Here is a 17,800-nt window from a genome sequence, read left to right on the forward strand (position 1 = left end):
GATGACCTTTATGCGTGTATTCTTCGGTCAGAGTAAAAATGAATCAGCGCCGCCACAATCAGAATGTCACGCAAACATGGAATATCGGAATAAACGCAGTGTGATGTCTGAGGGAATATATTTAGTACAAATATCATTCATTATTATTGCCAAATATGAAATGTCATATTTTCTTGCAATTTAAAGAAGCAAATTAACAAGAACTCCCGTAAAACGAGCCGCTGTAAATTAAGTCTTTGAGGAAATTCCGTTGAAAACCCGCCTGCTTGTTGCCCTGAGCTTTTTGTCCCTTTCCGTCAATGCTGCCTATGCTGATGATATTTTCCCCCATCAGCCGCAGCCGCCTCAGGTAGAAGCCGGCGCATGGGTACTGATGGACTACACCACCGGGCAGGTGCTGACCGCAGGTAATGAACACGTCCAGCGTAACCCGGCCAGCCTGACAAAACTGATGACCGGCTATGTCGTTGACCGCGCAATCGACAGTAAACGTATTACCCCGGACGACGTCGTCACAGTGGGGAAAGACGCCTGGGCAAAAGGTAACCCGGTGTTTGACGGCTCATCACTGATGTTCATTAAGCCGGGCGACCGGGTGACCGTACGCGATCTCAGCCGCGGGTTGATTATCGATTCCGGCAACGATGCCTGCGTTGCGCTGGCAGATTATGTTGCCGGGGGACAGAAGCAGTTTGTCGCCATGATGAACCACTACGTCGACCAGCTTGGCCTGCACGATACTCATTTTGAAACCGTGCATGGCCTGGATGCGCCGGGGCAGCACAGCTCCGCCTATGATCTTGCCGTTTTGTCCCGCGCTATCATCCACGGTGAACCCCAGTTCTACCATATGTACAGCGAGCGCAGCCTCACCTGGAACGGGATTACCCAGCAAAACCGCAACGGCCTGTTGTGGGATAAATCCCTGAACGTGGATGGCCTGAAAACGGGGCATACCGAAACAGCAGGGTTTAACATTATTGCCTCCAGCGTGCTGGGCCAGCGCCGCCTGATTGCGGTGATTATGGGCGGCCTTAGCTCAAAAGGGCGTGAAGAGCAGGCCCGTAAGCTGCTGCACTGGGGGCAGGATAATTTCGACACCGTGCAGGTATTGCAAAAAGGCAAACCTATCGGCAGCGAGCACATCTGGTACGGCGACAAGGCCAATATCAATGTGGGCCCGGATCAGGACGTCTTCCTCGCGCTGCCTAAATCGGAAGTGCCGAACATCAAAGCAAAGTATGTGCTGAGTAAACAGGACATGGAGGCCCCGCTGGCAGCCAATACGCAGGTAGGCGAGATCCAGCTGTTTGATGGCGACAAGCTTATCTCCCACTGGCCGCTAGTGAACCTCACACCGGTGGAGAAGGGCGGGCTGTTTTCGCGTCTCGGCGACTTTATCAGCCGCAAGCTTTAACCCTCTGTCTTGTTGATGAACCGCGCGATTTGCGCGGTTTGAGGTTGCTGACAAAGAGGGAAAAAGCGTGGTTTTTCCCTCTTTGTGGTTATCAGCCGAAAATCAACGAGTTGATTTTCCTGTTTTCTTTAACAAGCCGTCAGGTATTTCTTCTCTCATCAGTGGTTTGTCAGCCGTCTGGAACCACGCTCTGCGCGGTTTTTTTGTCTCTATTTCCTGCGAAGCAGCTCCCAAATCTGGCAGCTTGTACGCCATCCTTAAAAAAGATAGTGTATAAATATACAGTGTATTTATTCATCAGCGTGGAGGCAGTATGACATTCAAAGTTCAGCATGTTCCGGCGCGTAAAGTGGCCGGTTTTCATCTGGTCGGGCCGTGGGAAACCACGGTTCCGCAAGGGTTTGGCCAACTGGCTATGTGGGCGAAAACCCACAGCCTGCATGGCGACTGGCTGGCCATTTACTATGATGACCCCGATGTTGTTCCGCCAGAAAAGCTCCGCGTGGACACGGTACTGGGCGTACCTGAAGAGTTCAAACTACCGGAAAACAGCGAAGGCGTTATCATCACGGCTATTGAGGCAGATACTTACGCCATCGGGCATGCCATCGTAAAAAATGAAGCATTTCAGGAAGCCTGGGAAACCTTCTTTGACCAGGTAGAGGCTGATGGTGACTATCAGTTAACCGGCAACCCCTGTTACGAAATCTATCTCAACGACGGCTCGGCGTCCGGCGTATGGGAAATTGATATGTATATCCCGGTCGCTAAAGTCTGACAGGAGCTCACCATGACGGAAGCTATCGCAGGATTAAACGTGTTATTCATCGCCGGGTATGGCCCCGTTACGCGCGACGTGGCGGCCAGTGCCGGGTTTTATCAGCAGGTGCTCGGTCTGCCGCTAAAAGCGATGGAAGGCAACGAGGACTATCTGGCAACGGAACATGGTGAGCTGGATGGCGTGAAGCATTTTGCGCTCTGGCCGCTCGCTCAGGCGGCACAGTCCTGCTTCGGCGTGGACAGTTGGCCCGAGCACATTGTCGCGCCCCAAAGCTGGGTCGAATTTGAAGTAGAAGATGTCGGGCAGGCGACAGCGGTGCTAAAGCAGGCCGGGTATCAGATGCTGGTGGATAACCGTATCGAGCCCTGGGGGCAAACGGTGTCACGTATGCTCAGTCCTGAGGGGCTGCTGGTTGGCGTGACCGTTACGCCCTGGCTGCGCTAGCTGGCTTGAATCCGGGCGGCAATCTGCCGCCCATTTCTGATATTCAGCAAAGAAATGTGAAATATTCCGCGTAAAAGCCCCGCCGCACCTGGCAACATGATTTCTTTGTGAGAAAAACGGGTACAATTTCTTTTTTATTTTCGGAGAGCCGGGTGTGCGCCCCGACAAATCACTGACCCCGTTTGAGATCCGTATTTACCGTAACTATCGCGTTGCCCACGGCATACGTATCGCCCTTGCTTTTGTGCTGACATTTGTTCTGGTTCGTCTGCTGAACATCCCCGAAGGCACCTGGCCGCTTATCACACTGGTGGTGGTGATGGGCCCCATTTCCTTTTGGGGGAACGTGGTTCCGCGCGCCTTCCAGCGTATTGGCGGCACCATTTTTGGCGCGGCCATCGGGCTGATAGCCCTCAAGCTGGAGCTTTTTTCGCTGCCGCTGATGATTATCTGGTGCGGGTTGGCGATGTTCCTGTGCGGCTATCTGGCGCTGGGTAAACGTCCCTACCAGGCGTTACTTATCGGCATCACGCTCTCCGTGGTTGTAGGGGCGCCGCCGGGGGATATGGAAGTTGCTCTGTGGCGCAGCGGCGACGTTATCTTCGGCTCGCTTCTGGCCATGCTGTTTACCAGCGTTTACCCACAGCGGGCGTTTATCCACTGGCGTATCCAGATGGCGACCTTCGTGCAGGCGTTTAGCAAAATCTACACTGCGGGGTTCTCGCCAAACCTTGTGGAGCGCCCACGGCTGGAAAAACCGTTGCAGAAAATCCTGAATGACGTGGTCAAGATGCGCGCCCTGATTGGCCCCGCGGGTAAGGAAACCCGTATTCAGAAGTCAGTCTTTGAGGCGATTCAGACCATTAATCGCAACATGGTTTGCACCCTTGAGCTGCAAATCAACGCCTATTGGGCGACGCGGGAAAGTCATTTTGTGATGATCAACGCCCATACGCTGCGCGATACGCAGCAAATGACGCAGCGTACACTGTCGGCCATTGCAACGGCGCTGTATGAAGGGAACCCTTCGCCCATCTCAGCCAACACCGAGAAACTGAATGAGATCGTTTTTGAACTTCGCCAGTTGATGGAGGAGGGCAAGGGCAGTCAGCTGCAGGAAACGCCTATTCACGGCTACGTCTGGCTTAGCCTTGAACTGGCCCGCCAGCTTGAGCTGCTGTCGCACCTCATTTGCCGCGCACTGCGCAAATAGCGCGCGTAAAGCACAGAAATGACAATGCTTGTTTCGATTCAGCAGAAATTGAGGTTAAGATAGGGCAAGCCCGTTAGTGAGACTGACAAAAAATTGTAATCGTCAACCGCTACTACTAAGGTTATGGCGGTTGTCTTAACGAATCCGAGTACCAATTTAGCAGGGGTGTAAAAATGGAAAATATCAAACCTACCTTCCAGGACGTTCTGGAGTTTGTTCGTCTGTTCCGTCGTAAAAACAAACTGCAGCGTGAAATTCAGGACGTAGAGAAAAAGATCCGTGACAACCAAAAGCGCGTGCTGCTGCTTGATAACCTGAGCGACTACATCAAGCCAGGCATGAGTATCGAAGCGGTGCAGGGCATCATTGCCAGCATGAAAACCGACTACGAAGACCGCGTGGATGACTACATCATCAAAAACGCCGAGCTGTCTAAAGAGCGTCGCGAGATCTCTAAGAAGCTGAAAGTGATGGGCGAGCAGAAAGTTGCTGACACCAAGTCTGAATAACTTCAGCGATGAAAAAACCGCCTTCAGGGCGGTTTTTTTATGCTTCGTTCACCATCACCCGCAGTAAGGTTTCCAGCAGTCCGGGGAACCGAGCATCCAGATCTTCACGCCTCAACGAAATCAAATTTTCACGTCCCTGAGGGCGCTGCCAGATTACGCCGCTATCGCGCAGAACCCGCCAGTGGTGGGTCATGGTCGACTTCGCCACGTCCTGAATTAAAGCGCCACAGGTAAGCTCTTCCCCCCCGGCAAGCGATCTGACGATCCCCATCCGCAAAGGGTTGCCCAGCGCAAAAAGCACATTTTCAAGGCGGATTTGTTCTCGTTCCGGATGGTTGGCGATCATACTCTTCCTGTAGGCGGTGGCGGCACGGCGGCCGGCTACTATAGCAAACTTGATAGCAAACTTGATGCCCTTCGAATGTATTGATATTAACGATAGCTCAAATTGTTCGAATATACTCGTACAATTGTACTATGCTGATGGCGAACAACTCTGGCGGCCATAGTGGCCGTCGCTTAACAGTCAACAAGACTAAGGACACATCATGCCCCGACCCATCCCTCTCGAACGCTATCGCAACATTGGTATTTCAGCCCATATTGATGCCGGTAAAACAACCACGACCGAACGTATTTTGTTTTACACCGGCATGAGCCACAAACTGGGTGAAGTTCACGATGGCGCAGCAACGACAGACTGGATGGCTCAGGAGCAAGAGCGCGGTATTACCATTACGTCCGCCGCGGTGAGCTGCTTCTGGCCGGGTATGGATCGCGGTTTTGAACCGCACCGTATCAACATCATCGACACGCCGGGACACGTGGACTTCACCATTGAGGTGGAGCGATCCATGCGTGTGCTGGACGGCGCGGTAATGGTTTACGACTCAGTGGGCGGCGTGCAGCCGCAGTCAGAAACCGTTTGGCGGCAGGCAAATAAGTACCGCGTGCCGCGGTTGGCCTTCGTTAACAAAATGGACCGCCCGGGCGCTGATTTCTTCCGTGTGGTGCAGATGATGATTGACCGCCTGAAAGCCAATCCTGTTCCCATCGTCATCCCGGTCGGGGCAGAAGACAGCTTCACTGGCGTGGTGGACCTCATCAAAATGCGCGCCATTATCTGGGACGATGCGACCCAGGGCATGACGTTCAGCTATGGGCCTGTGCCGCAGGATTTGCTGCAGACTGCACAACTGTGGCGCGAAAAAATGGTCTCTGCGGCGGCGGAAGCTGACGATGAGCTAATGGATAAATACCTGGAAACCGGCGATCTGAGCGAAGCGGAAATTATTACCGGCCTGCGCAAGCGCACCATTTCCGGGGAAATTCAGCCGATGCTGTGCGGCAGCGCGTTTAAAAACAAAGGCGTGCAGCGCATGCTGGATGCGGTGGTAGAGCTGATGCCGTCTCCGCTCGACATTCCTGCCATTGACGGCGTGGATGAAAAGGGGGAACACGCGGAACGCCATCCCAGTGATGATGAACCCTTCTCGGCGCTGGCTTTCAAGCTGATGACCGACCCGTATGTTGGACAACTGACCTTTATCCGTGTTTATTCCGGCGTGCTGAAAAAAGGCGATTCGGTTTACAACCCGGTGAAAGGCAAAAAGGAGCGTATCGGACGTATTGTGCAGATGCATGCGAACGACCGCCACGAGGTGGATGAGCTGCGCGCCGGTGATATCGCCGCCTGCGTAGGGCTGAAAGACGTCACCACTGGCGATACGTTAACCGACCCGAATGCGGCGATCACGCTTGAGCGAATGGAGTTCCCTGAGCCGGTGATTTCCCTCGCTATCGAGCCGAAGACCAAGGCCGACCAGGAGAAAATGGGTATCGCGCTGCAGCGTTTAGCGGCGGAAGATCCCTCTTTTCGCCTGCATACGGACGAAGAATCCGGCCAGACGATCATCTCCGGCATGGGCGAGCTTCACCTGGAAATCATCGTTGACCGCATGAAGCGAGAGTTTGGCGTGGAAGCCAATATTGGCCGGCCACAGGTCACCTACCGCGAAACGATCCGTAAAACGGCGAAAGACGTGGAAGGGAAATTTGTGCGGCAGTCAGGCGGTAAAGGCCAGTATGGACATGTAGTGCTGACGCTCGAACCGCTTGAGCCGGGCAAAGGCTTTGTGTTTGAAGATGCCACCAAAGGGGGCGTAGTGCCACGCGAGTTCATTCCTTCTGTGGAAAAAGGTCTGCGTGAGGCAATGAATACAGGTGTGCTCGCCGGTTACCCTGTGGTGGACGTCAAAGCCACGCTGACCTTCGGCTCTTACCATGACGTCGACTCTTCGGAAATGGCGTTCAGGATGGCGGCGATCTTCGGTTTCAAGGACGCCGTGCGCAAAGCGGATCCGGTTATTCTGGAGCCTATCATGCACGTCGAAGTGGAAACGCCGGAAGACTACGCCGGTAACATTATGGGCGACCTCTCTTCCCGTCGCGGCATGGTGCAGGGCATGGAAGAACGCTTTGGCAGCCAGATTATTCGGGCCGATGTCCCGCTGGCAGAAATGTTTGGTTATTCCACCACGCTGCGCTCAATGTCTCAGGGCAGGGCGACCTACAGCATGGAGTTCCATCATTATGCCGAAGCGCCGCGTAACGTGGCCGACGATATTATTGCCAGCCGTAAATCATAATTAGTCAGTCAGGGTGGATGGGGTTTTCTCATTCACCTTTCATCCGAGCAAATTTACGAGTCCGTTTCCAGTGAGGCTGCAACTCGCTGAACGTCATTATTCATTTCCGAATCTCTCTCGACCATTCACCCAAGGCCAAATGATTAACCGGGCCTTTGCTCACACAATCGGCACATAGGCTTGTTCCTATATAGCATTTAACCTATATTGCGGGGGGCGATGTGTGGTCGATTAAAATGACGGATACGTTTGATGCCTGGTTTACGGCATCGGATGATGCAACCAAAGCCTGTGTTATAGCATCAATGGTGTTGCTAAAGAGCAGGGGACCTTTGTTAAGCAGGCCTTACGCTGACACCGTGAGAGGGTCGCAATACGCGAACATGAAAGAGCTGCGTGTTCAATGCAAAGGTGAACCATTAAGGCTATTTTTCGCTTTTGATATAAGGCGTTGTGCCATCCTGTTGTGTGCAGGTAACAAGGTCGGAAACGAGAAGCGGTTTTATGACGTCATGATTCCTCGGGCCGATAAGGAATTTGCAGCTCATCCGAAACAGTTAACGGAAAAGGAACAAACAGAATGGGTCGAACACTAGAACAGCTACTTGCCGAAGAAAAACCCGAAGTGGTGGCCGCCGCGCAGGCCATGGCCGACGAAATGCTGCTGAATATCCATCTGGCTGAACTTCGTGACAAAGTCAGAAAAACGCAGACTGAGATGGCGCAGAAGCTGGGCGTGAAGCAGCCAACCGTTGCCGAAATGGAAAAAAAAGGCCGCGACATCAAGCTTTCTTCCCTCAAGCGTTACGTTGAGGCGGCGGGGGGGAAGGTTAAGCTGGATATCGAGCTGCCGGACGGCACGCATTTCAATATCGCCCTCTAATGAGGTGGGGAGTGGCTCGCCGACCTCATTTTTCACCAGCGACACCTTCTTTCTGGCAGCCAATATCTGGTGTCATTTCTCTTCGTTAAGGGCAAATGTAAAATATAATAGTTGCATATGCAACTTAATCGGCGCACCCTTATCGCCATCTCTTGAAGATGGCCGGTCCCATGACGCTCAACGACAAAATTATCAGCTTTTACGACGATACGACGCCTCCCTGCAATGCAACGGCATTGCGCAAGGCTACGCGAAGGATCTCCCAAATCTACGACGAGGCCCTCCAGGCCTGCGGACTGAAAACTACCCAACGTACGATTCTGCGTCATGTAGACCAACTGCAATCCCCCACCATGACGCTGCTCGCCGAAGTACTGGTGCTGGATAAAACGGCGCTTTCGCACAACATAAAACCGCTGATCCGCGATGGTTATCTCGCGTTATCCCCCGGCGAAAAAGACAAGCGTTTGAAGCGCGTGACGCTGACCGCGAGTGGCAGGGCAAAGCTGGAAGAGTCGCATTTGATTTGGGCGGAGCTGCAAAAGCGGTTTGAAAACGCGCTCACGGCTGAACAGCATCAGGCGCTGCTCTCCCTGTTGGCGCTGGTTGCCTCAGATGAGTTCGGTACAAAAATTCGCCCTTAAGACCAGGAATACGCTAATGCCTACCTATTATTGCCACCTTCCCAAAAATCGCGTTTCAGACGTGGATAAACACCGGCTGGCTCACGCCATCACTGCGCGGCATACCGAAGCCACGGGCGCGCCTTCCTGGTTTGTACAGGTCGTGATTGAAGAGGACGCCAATAAAATTCGTTATCTTGGCGGAGAGCCTGCGGGCGAGCATATTTGGGTTCGTGCTGATATCCGTGCCGGAAGAACAAAATCCCAGCTGCAGCAACTTATACTGGCGCTTAAAACAGACATTGCCTCTCTCACGGGCGTGGCGGCAGAAGATATCTGGATTTACCTCAACAACATTGAGCCAGACAACATGCTGGAGTACGGACATATCCTGCCGCTTCCTGGTGAAGAAAAAAGATGGTTTGAGGCACTCCCCGCCGATCTCCAGCATCGCCTTGAAGCGCTGGGCGTGACCCATGCTAATTTCACACTGTAGTTTTGCAAAAGGGGAGGCCCGCCCGGCATCCCCTTCAAAGCAAGAAAAATTAAAGTTGCCCGGTTTCCTGCAAATGCCGCCAGAGCACCTTGCTACCTTCCTTGCGGAAAACAACTGTAGACCAGCGCACGGTGGTAGAGCCGTTCAGCGTTTGCGTTTCGCGGTAAAGCACGGCGGCGCCCTGCGGCCATTCGTCAAGCAACTGGAGGTTATCGACCTCAATCGCCAGCCCTTCGCGGCTGCCGCCGCTGGTACGGAAAAAGCCGCAAAGTGCCGGGTAATCCAGCTTTGCGCCGCTCAGCGCGACCATAGAATAGTCGTTTGCAAAGCATGCCAGCAGCGCTTCCAGCTCCCCCTTGCCCGCACCAAGCCATTGCTCAATGGCAACATGGGCCTCAATCACTTCTTCAAACCAGATATTCATTGCTCAGAGTTCCTTTTGGGTCAGTTGATTTTTAATCTGCTGATTGTTGAGCCGCCAGGCGTAAACCAGCGGGGCAAGAGTCCCGGCGGCGGCAAGGCTAAAAGTGAAAAAATAAGCGCGAGGGGCGGGCATCAGCGTTTGTAAAACAGTCAACAGCAGGCTCAGTAGCGCCACGCCAAAGCAAAAACTTAACTGGCGATTAATATTCCACAGTGCGCTCGCTTCCGGCATAGCCTCCGACGGGATGGCGATAAAAGCGGTGCTCTGCGCTGTGCTGCTGGAAAGACTTCCCCCCAGGCCCATCAACGCGTAAGCAGCTACCAGCCACGAGGCTTGCTCGCCGGAGTTGATTTGTGTGAGCAGCAAAATCCCTGCGGACTGAAATATGCCCCCGGCGGCTATCAGCGGGCGAGGGCCGAGGCGATTAAACATCTTGCCGGTAAATGAAATCGCGACAAAAGAAGCCATCGCCCACGGCAGCATCAACATTCCGGTTTGAGTGGCAGACAGGCCCAACTGCGTTTGCAGATAGACAATGCTGACCAGGCTGGTGCCCATAAAAATCCCCGGAATGCACTGGTAAACCAGCATGGCGTAACGCAGCAGAGGATCTGCCAGCAGCGGCAGGCTGAACAGCGGGGTCGGATGTTTGCCATTCCGGCGAATAAAAAGCCAAAGAATAAGCATGCCAGCGATGAGCCACACTAATGCCGCGCCATGAGCCGACGGGTTTCCGGCCTGCGTGACGCCCAGCAAAATAGCGAATAGCCCCGCCGAACCCAGCATTAGCCCTTTAACGTCCAGCGGCCTGCGGGCAGTTTGTTGCTCTGCAGGTTTTAGCCAAAATCCAGCCAGAACTAGTGTCAGCAGCGCCAGCGGCAGGCTGGAGAGAAATATCCAGCGCCAGCCAAAAGATTCCACCAGCAATCCACCTGCGGTTGGCGAAAGCGCCGGAGCCAGCAGCGCAACCAGCATAATTGCCGAGGAAAGCTTTGCCCGCTCGTGCACCGCAAAAAGCTGCCAGGTCAGGGCCTGGCCAACAGGGATGAGCAGTCCGCCTCCGACGCCCTGCAGAATACGTGCGGCGACCAGCGTTTCAAGGCCGGGAGCCAGGCCGGAAGCCAGCGTGCCGAGAGAGAAAAGCCCCAAAGAAAGCATAAACAGGCGCCTGGCACCCAGCCGCTGCGTCAGCCACGCGCTGCAGGGGATAACCAGCGTCAGGCCGCAAAGATAGCCGTGGCTTATCCACGCCAGCTCGGTAACCGGCGCGTGAAACTCCCTCCCCATTTCAGGCCAGGCAACGTTGGAGATAAACATATTGATTAAGTCGAGAAAAAAACCGAGCAGATAAACGACGGCAACCCTGTAGCGATAAGGCATGGCGGCTCTCGTGAAAAAGAAAAGGCGATTTCAGCAGGTTCTGCGAGGCGGATAAATCCCGTTCCGGCTGATACACTGTCAAAAATAATTTGATAATCAGGCGAATTGGCATGCTCAACTTGCAGCGGGTGGCGCAGTTTGTTGCGGTGGTGGAGGCCGGGGGATTTACCGCGGCAGCGCAGTCCATGCAGCAAACGAAAGCGGCGATCAGCTTTAACGTTCGCCAGCTTGAAGCGGAACTTGGCGTTTCGCTGCTTGTACGCTCCACGCGGCGCGTGGCGTTAACCCAGGCGGGGGAAGTGTTTTACCAGCGCGCTCTGCAGCTGTTAAGGGAGAGCGAAGCGCTGGTGGAAGATGTGCAGGGGCATCACGGCGGATTTTCTGGCGAACTGAGTATTTCGACAACGCCGGAATACGGCCAGGCAAAGGTTATCCCGGCGTTAAGCGCCTTTGGCAGGCTGCATCCGGGGCTGACCATCCGGCACGAATCTTCATCTGCTCCGGCTAATCTTATCTCCGGGCAGTTTGACGTGGCTATTCGCCTGGGCAAGCTGGCGGATTCATCCTACCGCGCGGCGCTGATCGAGCGGTTCGAGATTGTGGCGGTTGCCGCGCCGCAGTGGCTTGAGCGTAACCCGATTGGCAGCCTGGAGGCGCTGGCCGAAGCGGAATGGGTCATTCATCGTCGGCTGCCGACCCCCAGAGAATGGCAGGTCATTGGGCCTGACCAGGAAACTCGGGAGCTAACGATAACCGGGCCAGCCCGTTTTATGACCGACACGGCGGCGGCTCTCATGGCTTTTGTGGTTCAGGGTTGTGGCGTAGGCTTATTACCCGAATGGCTGGTGCGCAATGCGATAGAGTGCGGTGAGCTGCAGCATCTGCTGCCGGAATACCGTTTCCCGTCCCAGGGAATTTATGCGGTTTACCCGAACACGAAGCATGTTCCGGCGAAGGTGCGTGCGCTGATAGACTTTTTGCAGCAGTGGGAAAATAACAGACCCGCTTAGCGGGCCTGTTTTTCTGCTTACAGCGCTTTTTGGGTTTTACCCTGCACTGTTGAAGCCGCTTGTGCAGACGAAATGCCCGGCAGCTCAATTTTCAGGCCGAAGGTCAGCAGCGAATACAATACGCCCCCGGTCAGCATCGAGACAATAACGCCCAGGTTCGCCGTCGCAAAGACGCTGTGGCGGGTTTCTTCCGTCAGCAGGAAGCCCACCACGTGCGCGATGTACGGGTCACCGGAAGTAATTGTGCCCAGCCCCACAAAGGTCGCGATACCCAGTGAAAGCAGTGCCGTCCAGCGGCCATCGCGGCCACCAAAACCCGCTTTATTCGCCATCGCCACATCCCAGCCCAGGCGCTTCTGGCGCAGGAAGTCGATCAGCTGAATCGCCCCGGCGGAGCCGATCACCACCGAAATAGAGGCCAGGAACGACTGGAAGGTCGCCAGGAACGAATCGGAAATAAACATCAGGTAGAACGCGCCGAAGCCGATGATAGCCGCGTTCAGCGTGGTCGTCGTGGCGCGGCTGGCCGGAATACCAAGCGCCAGCAGGGCAAGACCTGAACTGTATACGCCGGTAATTGCCGCCGCCAGCAGCGAAACAATAATCACAATGGAGAACGGCACGTAGAACCAGAACGGCAGCAGGTTAGTCAGCGAGGCAATAGGCGACTGCGCCGCCGCCGCGCTCAGGTCCGGGTTGCTGTCGGCAAGGAATGCGCCCAGCACCAGCAGAATGCTCACCGGCAGAGAAATCCCCGTCGTCGTCCAGAAAATAACCTTCGAGGCCTGGGTTTTCTTCGGCAAATAGCGCGCGAAGTCGCCGCCGTAGTTCAGGAAGCCAAGGCCCACCATCGTCATCGCCATCACCACGCCGCCGATGTAGGTCAACAGGTCGCCGTGCGCCGCGCTCTGGCCCAGCTTTTCCCAGTGAATATGCGGCAGCATCAGGAAGATAAAGATGATACTCATAAACCCGGTCAGCCAGGCGATGTATTTCTCCACCTTCATGATCAGCTGGTGACCATAAATGGCGACCGACATGGTCAGCGCCAGGCTGACGATGAACCAGCCGAGAATACACACCAGCGTAGGTTTGCCGTCCGCCAGCGCAAAAGCCGCAGGCCAGAGTTTGGCGAACAGCGCCGCGCCAGTGGACGAGGCAAGGGTAATAATGGTGATTTTCCAGCCCATGTTGGAGATATAGGCGAACAGCGTCGGGAATTTATTGCCGTGATAGCCGAAACAGAAGCGGGTCTGGGTCAGCGTAGGCAGGCCAGTTCTTGGCCCGCCCACCGCCAGCACGCCGACCAGGCAGCAGGAAAGCAGGTAGCCGATAATCCCGGCGGTGATTGACTGCCAGACGCTCAGGCCAAGTGAGTAAACGTAAATGCCGTAGGTCATCCCCAGAATAGAGACGTTCCAGGAAAACCAGATCGGAAACAGCCCGGCGGGTTTGCCGTAGCGCTCAGCTTCCGGGACGGCATTCACGCCGTTTGCTTCAACTTTTATGCCGCCCGAGGCCGGCTGATGTGTAGAGTTTGTCATCGGAGAACCCTTATGGGAGAAATCAATCGCAGAGAAGTGCGGTTTCTAAAGCGAGCTCAATCATGTTGTCTAACGTGTTTTGTAGTTCTTCTGCCGTCGGCTCTTCCCCCGTGACGCTGCTTACGCAGGCGGTCAGCAGGCTCAGGGCTTTGGCGCGGTACTGCGCGGCGATAGTGAACAGCGCCGAGGTTTCCATTTCCACCGCAAGGATGTTCATCTTTTTGAGGGCAGGGAGCATGCCTTCGGGTTTGTCGTACAGCAGGTCGTTGGTAAAAGTGTTGCCGAACCGGGTCGGAATATTGTGTTGCTCGGCCGCTGTCCAGCAACGACGCAGCAGATCAAAATCCGGTACGGCGGCGTAGTCGTAGCCGCCAAAGCGGTCGCGGTTTACCGAAGATGAGGTGCCCGCGCCGGTGGCGACAATCACGTGGCGCATATCCACGCTTTCATCTACCGCGCCGCAGGTGCCGATGCGAATAAGCTGTTTCACACCAAAGGCGTTGATCAATTCATGGGCGTAAATGGAAACGGACGGAATGCCCATCCCGTGAGCCATCACGGAAAGTCGCTTGCCTTTGTAGTGGCCGGTAAAGCCAAACATATTGCGGGTATCGCACACGCGCTTTGCATCGGTTAAATACGTCTGCGCAATGTACTGCGCGCGCAGCGGGTCGCCGGGCATGATCACGGTTTCGGCAAAGTCGCCGGGGTTGGCGTTAATATGTGGCGTCATCAGACGATCTCCTGGCTGGTTTTATGCCATTACGATAGAAATCTCGCTGCTTGTAGAAAAAGGCAAATGTCCGACCAGGCCGACGGCGATCACAAATTTGATTTTTGCCTTTGCAAGAAAAGTGACACGCCAGGGCTGGTGAGGGGGGAGTAAAACGCGGAGTATTGACAATACCGAGGGGCGATAGTTAATCTCAGCCGCCTTTTTCGCCGCAGATTCTGGCGAAACAGGCAATACTTGACGTTATTTAGCTGCGAGGCAGCCTGCCGGAGAGCGACAACACCATGAATATTATTCAGCAATTCGCTCAGCGCGGGCACCAGATCCTACGCGATGCCGTGTACGCCGCGCCGCTGAAAAGCAAAGAGATCGGCCCCGACGAATTTATTCTGCGCCAGGGCGAAGAGATCAAAGCGCTCTACTGGATCACGCTCGGCGAGTACACCATGCACTACAACGCCGAAAACGGGAAAGCGTTCAGTCTCGGGCAGCGCTTTGTCAGCGACACTATCATCGGCGAAATCGAATATCTCACCCACACGCCGAGCCAGTTCTCGGTCGTTGCCCACGACACCATGACGGTCAAAGTCATCCCGCTGGCGATGATGGACACCATTCTGACCAGCCACGCGGAAGTCGGCGTCTGGCTCAGCCAGCTGCTTTCCACCAGCTACCAGCGCGGGATGGCGAGAACCATGGAGCGTTTCCTGCAGCCGCTGGTGTTTAACATCGTGGCCGACCTGTATGAACGCCATCAGCAGAGCAAGCCGCTGGTGGACTTCTCACAGGTATCCCGCGAGGCTGAACGGTTTGGCTGCTCCGAGAGAACCTACCGCCGGGTGATCAACCAGCTGATAGAAGAGCAGTACATTCAGAAAGTGGCCCATGAATACGTGATTTGCGACATAGAAAAATTCCGCCAGGTGCTAACGAATCCTGGGCGAATTAGTTAGCAGTTTTTTTATAGCAAACGGCTAAAAAGCAAAGAAAAAACAGTGATAGACTCCGGCAATACGTTATCCGCCATGGAGTAGTGCAGTGAGTGAGCCCGTCGAAAATCAGAACGCGTTTAAACATGCTTTTAATCATGGGCTTTTGCAGGACATCGCGAGCTTAATCGCGCGGCATCATCCTGCCTTCAACGCCAAAGCGTTTTTAAAGCAAGCGGAAAACCTCGATAAGCTGGAAATGAAGGCCAGAGTTCAGGCCATCCGCGACGCGCTGGCGGCTGAGCTGCCACAGGACTACCCGGCTGCATTGGGCGTGGTGGTTGCTGTATTAAAAGAGCATAAGCTGCGCGGTTTTGCCGTCTGGCCTTTTGCGGAGTTTATTCAGGTCTATGGCCTGAACCACCCGGCACTTTCCCTCGAAGCCCTGAAAGTGGTGACAGTCTGCTTTACCGCCGAATGGGCGGTGAGGCCTTTTATCAGGCAGGATCCCGACGCGACCATGCGGTTTCTGCTTAAATGTGCGCAGGACGAAAGCGTGGACATCCGCCGCTGGGCCTCAGAAGGCACACGCCCGCGCGTGCCGTGGGGCGAAAAACTGCATCTGTTTATCGAAGACCCGGCGGGAACCAGAGCCATTCTGGACGCCCTGAAGTTCGACCCGGAGCTTTACGTCAGAAAAAGCGTCGCCAACCATCTGAACGACATCACCAAAGACCACTCGGACTACGTGATTCAGCTTTTGCAAAACTGGCAGTTACAGGCGAAACAGTCCGGCGGTGACGACGTAAAAAAAGTCGCGTGGATAACCCGTCACTCGCTGCGCACCTTAATTAAGAATGGTCACCCGGATGCGCTGGCGCTTATTGGCGTGCAGCACGGCGCGGACGTCGCGCTGGATGCATTCTCCCTCAAACAAAAAGCGATTGCGTTGGGCGAATACCTGGCATTTAAAGTCAGCCTCCGCTCAACCAGCAGCACCCCGCAAAACATCGTGGTGGACTACGTGCTCCACTTTATGAAAGCCAACGGCAGCACTGCCTCGAAGGTCTTCAAGCTCCGAACGTTCGAACTCCCGGCCAACGGAACGGTAACGATAGAGAAAAAACATGCGGTGAAGACAATCACCACCCGCCAGTATTACCCTGGCGTGCAGAAGATCGAGATTCAGGTGAACGGCAAGGTGCTTGGGGGAGAGGAGTGGGAGCTGGATTTATAGCAAGGATCCGCCGCCGGCGTTTTGCGGGTGGCGATGGTTTTATTGCGCCTAAGCATTGGTTATACCAAAAGAACTGATTTTGCCTTAAAACTATTTAATAAATGGATTTAAAAGATCTGGAATAAATAAGTTCATGCAGTAAAGGAAAAAATGCTTGAATGGGCTTCACAGTTTGGCTTCTCTGGCCGGAGATGAACTTTAAAGAAGAAAAATATTAATGAAAATCTACTAAGACTCAAAGATATATCGGCCACATACTATTTCCCGCATGATTACATTATCGTAATTCATTCATAAACTAAATAATTGTATGATTTTAATCCGATGGTAACATAAACCCTTCCAAAAGGAGGGTTTATGTCTAAAGGAATAAAGCGAGGTGGCCTAAGGCTGCTGACGCTTGGGGAAATTAAGCTCGCCAGAACACTCTACGGTAACGCTATTGAATATCACAAAGTTTGGATTCATCGTGGAAGTTATTTGCCTTTCAACATGCAGAGTAATAACTACGCCATGACGCCTAATGGAGAAATATGGTTTCAGGCGGGTGTTTATGAATCTGATTATTCAATGTCGCACATGACAATGAAACGCATTGATGGGCAGCACATATTCATGCATGAAATGATGCATGTTTGGCAGCATCAGCGAGGGATGTGGGTGCGCACTCGCGGAGCTTTCTCCTGGGCCGCTGACTACACCTATGATCTCGAAAAACCGACACTGCTTGATTACGGCCTGGAGCAACAAGCCTGCATTGTAAGCGATTACTGGCTGCTAAAAACCCATGGATTTGCAGGATATTCCCACCTCTACAATCTTCGCCACCTTAACCCGGCAGAGCCGACGGTTTCACTGTTGTCACGGTACAAGAAAATACTGGGGAGATTTCCTTTATGAAGCATGTTGTTGCATTTGTTTCTGCTTGTTCTTTGCTTACTGGCTGTGTGGGTGAAAATCTAGGTGTAGGCGAGTGGCGAAGCTATGACATTATTAACGGCAATCTCTGTTTTACCGTTGATAAATCCGATGTACTAAGTCGCTATTCAATTTCTTCATTACAAGGTGACGACTTTAAAAATCTTGCTGTTGCTGACTACAAACACCTCATTTATCCAGATACCTGCATAAAGGTTCCGCTTACCCGTGGCTACATCTACCAAACGTCCTATACGCTGAATAACAAAGTCTATCGATATGGCTTTTTCATCGACAACAACGGATTATTCATCGAGCTCGGTTGCGGGAAGTAACGCCTTTGCCTGAACCATCAACAGCAAAAAGCCCGCTTAAGTTTCCTTAAGCGGGCTTCTCAAATATGGCTCCTCTGACTGGACTCGAACCAGTGACATACGGATTAACAGTCCGCCGTTCTACCGACTGAACTACAGAGGAATCGTGTGAACGGGGCGAATATTAGCGGCGGCTCCGGGGCTTGTCAAAGGCAAAATCTCACCCTGTGGTGCGTTTGCGGAAACTATCAACATCTTGTTGCCTTTTCAGGCAATCAGAGACAAAAAAATCCTTTG

At 53.8% G+C, this 17,800-nt stretch carries 20 protein-coding genes and 1 tRNA gene; 15 read left to right on the plus strand and 6 right to left on the minus strand.

What is annotated here, in order from left to right:
- Positions 1–250: 250 nt before the first annotated feature.
- From dacD to F3J28_RS03090, 5 genes are all read left to right on the plus strand, one after another.
- Positions 251–1,417: a serine-type D-Ala-D-Ala carboxypeptidase DacD gene (gene dacD, locus F3J28_RS03070; RefSeq protein ID WP_166872653.1), complete on the plus strand. Its 1,167-nt coding sequence runs from the start codon at positions 251–253 to the stop codon at positions 1,415–1,417.
- A 313-nt stretch (positions 1,418–1,730) separates the two neighbouring features.
- Complete coding sequence (gene sbmC / locus F3J28_RS03075; protein WP_166872656.1) at positions 1,731–2,195, plus strand: DNA gyrase inhibitor SbmC; 465 nt, start codon at positions 1,731–1,733, stop codon at positions 2,193–2,195.
- 12 nt (positions 2,196–2,207) lie between these two features.
- Entirely contained in the window at positions 2,208–2,642 is a 435-nt protein-coding gene (locus F3J28_RS03080; protein ID WP_166872659.1) for a VOC family protein, read from the plus strand.
- A gap of 154 nt (positions 2,643–2,796) precedes the next feature.
- Positions 2,797–3,855 (plus strand): FUSC family protein, encoded by a 1,059-nt coding sequence (locus F3J28_RS03085; protein ID WP_166872661.1) that lies wholly within the window; start codon positions 2,797–2,799, stop codon positions 3,853–3,855.
- A 173-nt stretch (positions 3,856–4,028) separates the two neighbouring features.
- Positions 4,029–4,364, plus strand: a complete 336-nt coding sequence (locus F3J28_RS03090; protein ID WP_008455006.1) for a DUF496 family protein — start codon at positions 4,029–4,031, stop codon at positions 4,362–4,364.
- A gap of 37 nt (positions 4,365–4,401) precedes the next feature.
- Here the strand turns inward: F3J28_RS03090 and F3J28_RS03095 are convergent, their stop codons facing one another.
- Positions 4,402–4,710 carry an ArsR/SmtB family transcription factor gene (locus F3J28_RS03095; protein WP_008455004.1) on the minus strand — a complete coding sequence of 103 codons (309 nt, stop codon included), beginning with the start codon at positions 4,708–4,710 and terminating at the stop codon, positions 4,402–4,404.
- A 202-nt stretch (positions 4,711–4,912) separates the two neighbouring features.
- On the opposite strand from F3J28_RS03095, the gene fusA reads away from it, so the two are divergent.
- The 5 genes from fusA (at position 4,913) to F3J28_RS03120 (ending at position 9,014) form a co-directional block, all read left to right on the plus strand.
- Entirely contained in the window at positions 4,913–7,012 is a 2,100-nt protein-coding gene (gene fusA, locus F3J28_RS03100; RefSeq protein ID WP_166872664.1) for an elongation factor G, read from the plus strand.
- A 221-nt stretch (positions 7,013–7,233) separates the two neighbouring features.
- Positions 7,234–7,608, plus strand: coding sequence for a type II toxin-antitoxin system RelE/ParE family toxin (locus F3J28_RS03105; protein ID WP_166872668.1), 375 nt, complete (start codon positions 7,234–7,236; stop codon positions 7,606–7,608).
- Positions 7,593–7,895, plus strand: coding sequence for a transcriptional regulator ProR (gene proR, locus F3J28_RS03110; protein ID WP_166872672.1), 303 nt, complete (start codon positions 7,593–7,595; stop codon positions 7,893–7,895). Before F3J28_RS03105 ends, proR begins: the two co-directional genes overlap by 16 nt.
- Before the next feature lie 170 nt (positions 7,896–8,065).
- On the plus strand, positions 8,066–8,539 hold the full coding sequence (locus F3J28_RS03115) for a MarR family winged helix-turn-helix transcriptional regulator (protein WP_166872675.1): 474 nt from the start codon (positions 8,066–8,068) through the stop codon (positions 8,537–8,539).
- Between the two features lie 16 nt (positions 8,540–8,555).
- The gene (locus F3J28_RS03120) at positions 8,556–9,014 is read left to right on the plus strand and encodes a tautomerase family protein (protein WP_166872678.1); all 459 of its coding nucleotides are present in this window, start codon (positions 8,556–8,558) and stop codon (positions 9,012–9,014) included.
- A gap of 49 nt (positions 9,015–9,063) precedes the next feature.
- Here F3J28_RS03120 and F3J28_RS03125 read toward each other — a convergent pair whose 3' ends face one another.
- On the minus strand, positions 9,064–9,438 hold the full coding sequence (locus F3J28_RS03125; RefSeq protein ID WP_166872680.1) for a DUF4440 domain-containing protein: 375 nt from the start codon (positions 9,436–9,438) through the stop codon (positions 9,064–9,066).
- A 3-nt stretch (positions 9,439–9,441) separates the two neighbouring features.
- Positions 9,442–10,818: an MFS transporter gene (locus tag F3J28_RS03130; protein WP_166872683.1), complete on the minus strand. Its 1,377-nt coding sequence runs from the start codon at positions 10,816–10,818 to the stop codon at positions 9,442–9,444.
- A 110-nt stretch (positions 10,819–10,928) separates the two neighbouring features.
- Here F3J28_RS03130 and F3J28_RS03135 point away from each other — a divergent pair, with 110 nt between their 5' ends.
- Positions 10,929–11,828: a LysR family transcriptional regulator gene (locus tag F3J28_RS03135; RefSeq protein ID WP_166872686.1), complete on the plus strand. Its 900-nt coding sequence runs from the start codon at positions 10,929–10,931 to the stop codon at positions 11,826–11,828.
- A 17-nt stretch (positions 11,829–11,845) separates the two neighbouring features.
- Here F3J28_RS03135 and F3J28_RS03140 read toward each other — a convergent pair whose 3' ends face one another.
- Entirely contained in the window at positions 11,846–13,372 is a 1,527-nt protein-coding gene (locus tag F3J28_RS03140) for a purine-cytosine permease family protein (protein ID WP_166872689.1), read from the minus strand.
- 22 nt (positions 13,373–13,394) lie between these two features.
- On the minus strand, positions 13,395–14,108 hold the full coding sequence (gene deoD, locus F3J28_RS03145; protein ID WP_286178017.1) for a purine-nucleoside phosphorylase: 714 nt from the start codon (positions 14,106–14,108) through the stop codon (positions 13,395–13,397).
- A 281-nt stretch (positions 14,109–14,389) separates the two neighbouring features.
- Here deoD and F3J28_RS03150 point away from each other — a divergent pair, with 281 nt between their 5' ends.
- From F3J28_RS03150 to F3J28_RS03165, 4 genes are all read left to right on the plus strand, one after another.
- Positions 14,390–15,058 carry a Crp/Fnr family transcriptional regulator gene (locus F3J28_RS03150; RefSeq protein ID WP_008454985.1) on the plus strand — a complete coding sequence of 223 codons (669 nt, stop codon included), beginning with the start codon at positions 14,390–14,392 and terminating at the stop codon, positions 15,056–15,058.
- Between the two features lie 85 nt (positions 15,059–15,143).
- Positions 15,144–16,271, plus strand: coding sequence for a DNA alkylation repair protein (locus tag F3J28_RS03155; RefSeq protein WP_166872695.1), 1,128 nt, complete (start codon positions 15,144–15,146; stop codon positions 16,269–16,271).
- A 357-nt stretch (positions 16,272–16,628) separates the two neighbouring features.
- On the plus strand, positions 16,629–17,171 hold the full coding sequence (locus F3J28_RS03160) for a type IV secretion protein Rhs (protein WP_166872697.1): 543 nt from the start codon (positions 16,629–16,631) through the stop codon (positions 17,169–17,171).
- Complete coding sequence (locus F3J28_RS03165; RefSeq protein WP_008454976.1) at positions 17,168–17,524, plus strand: putative T6SS immunity periplasmic lipoprotein; 357 nt, start codon at positions 17,168–17,170, stop codon at positions 17,522–17,524. The genes F3J28_RS03160 and F3J28_RS03165 overlap by 4 nt, the downstream gene beginning before the upstream one ends.
- Positions 17,525–17,590: 66 nt before the next feature.
- Here F3J28_RS03165 and F3J28_RS03170 read toward each other — a convergent pair.
- Positions 17,591–17,666 (minus strand) — tRNA-Asn (locus F3J28_RS03170).
- Positions 17,667–17,800: the final 134 nt, after the last annotated feature.

The sequence above is a fragment of the Enterobacter sp. Ap-1006 genome (assembly GCF_011752835.1).
Lineage (GTDB): Bacteria > Pseudomonadota > Gammaproteobacteria > Enterobacterales > Enterobacteriaceae > Cedecea.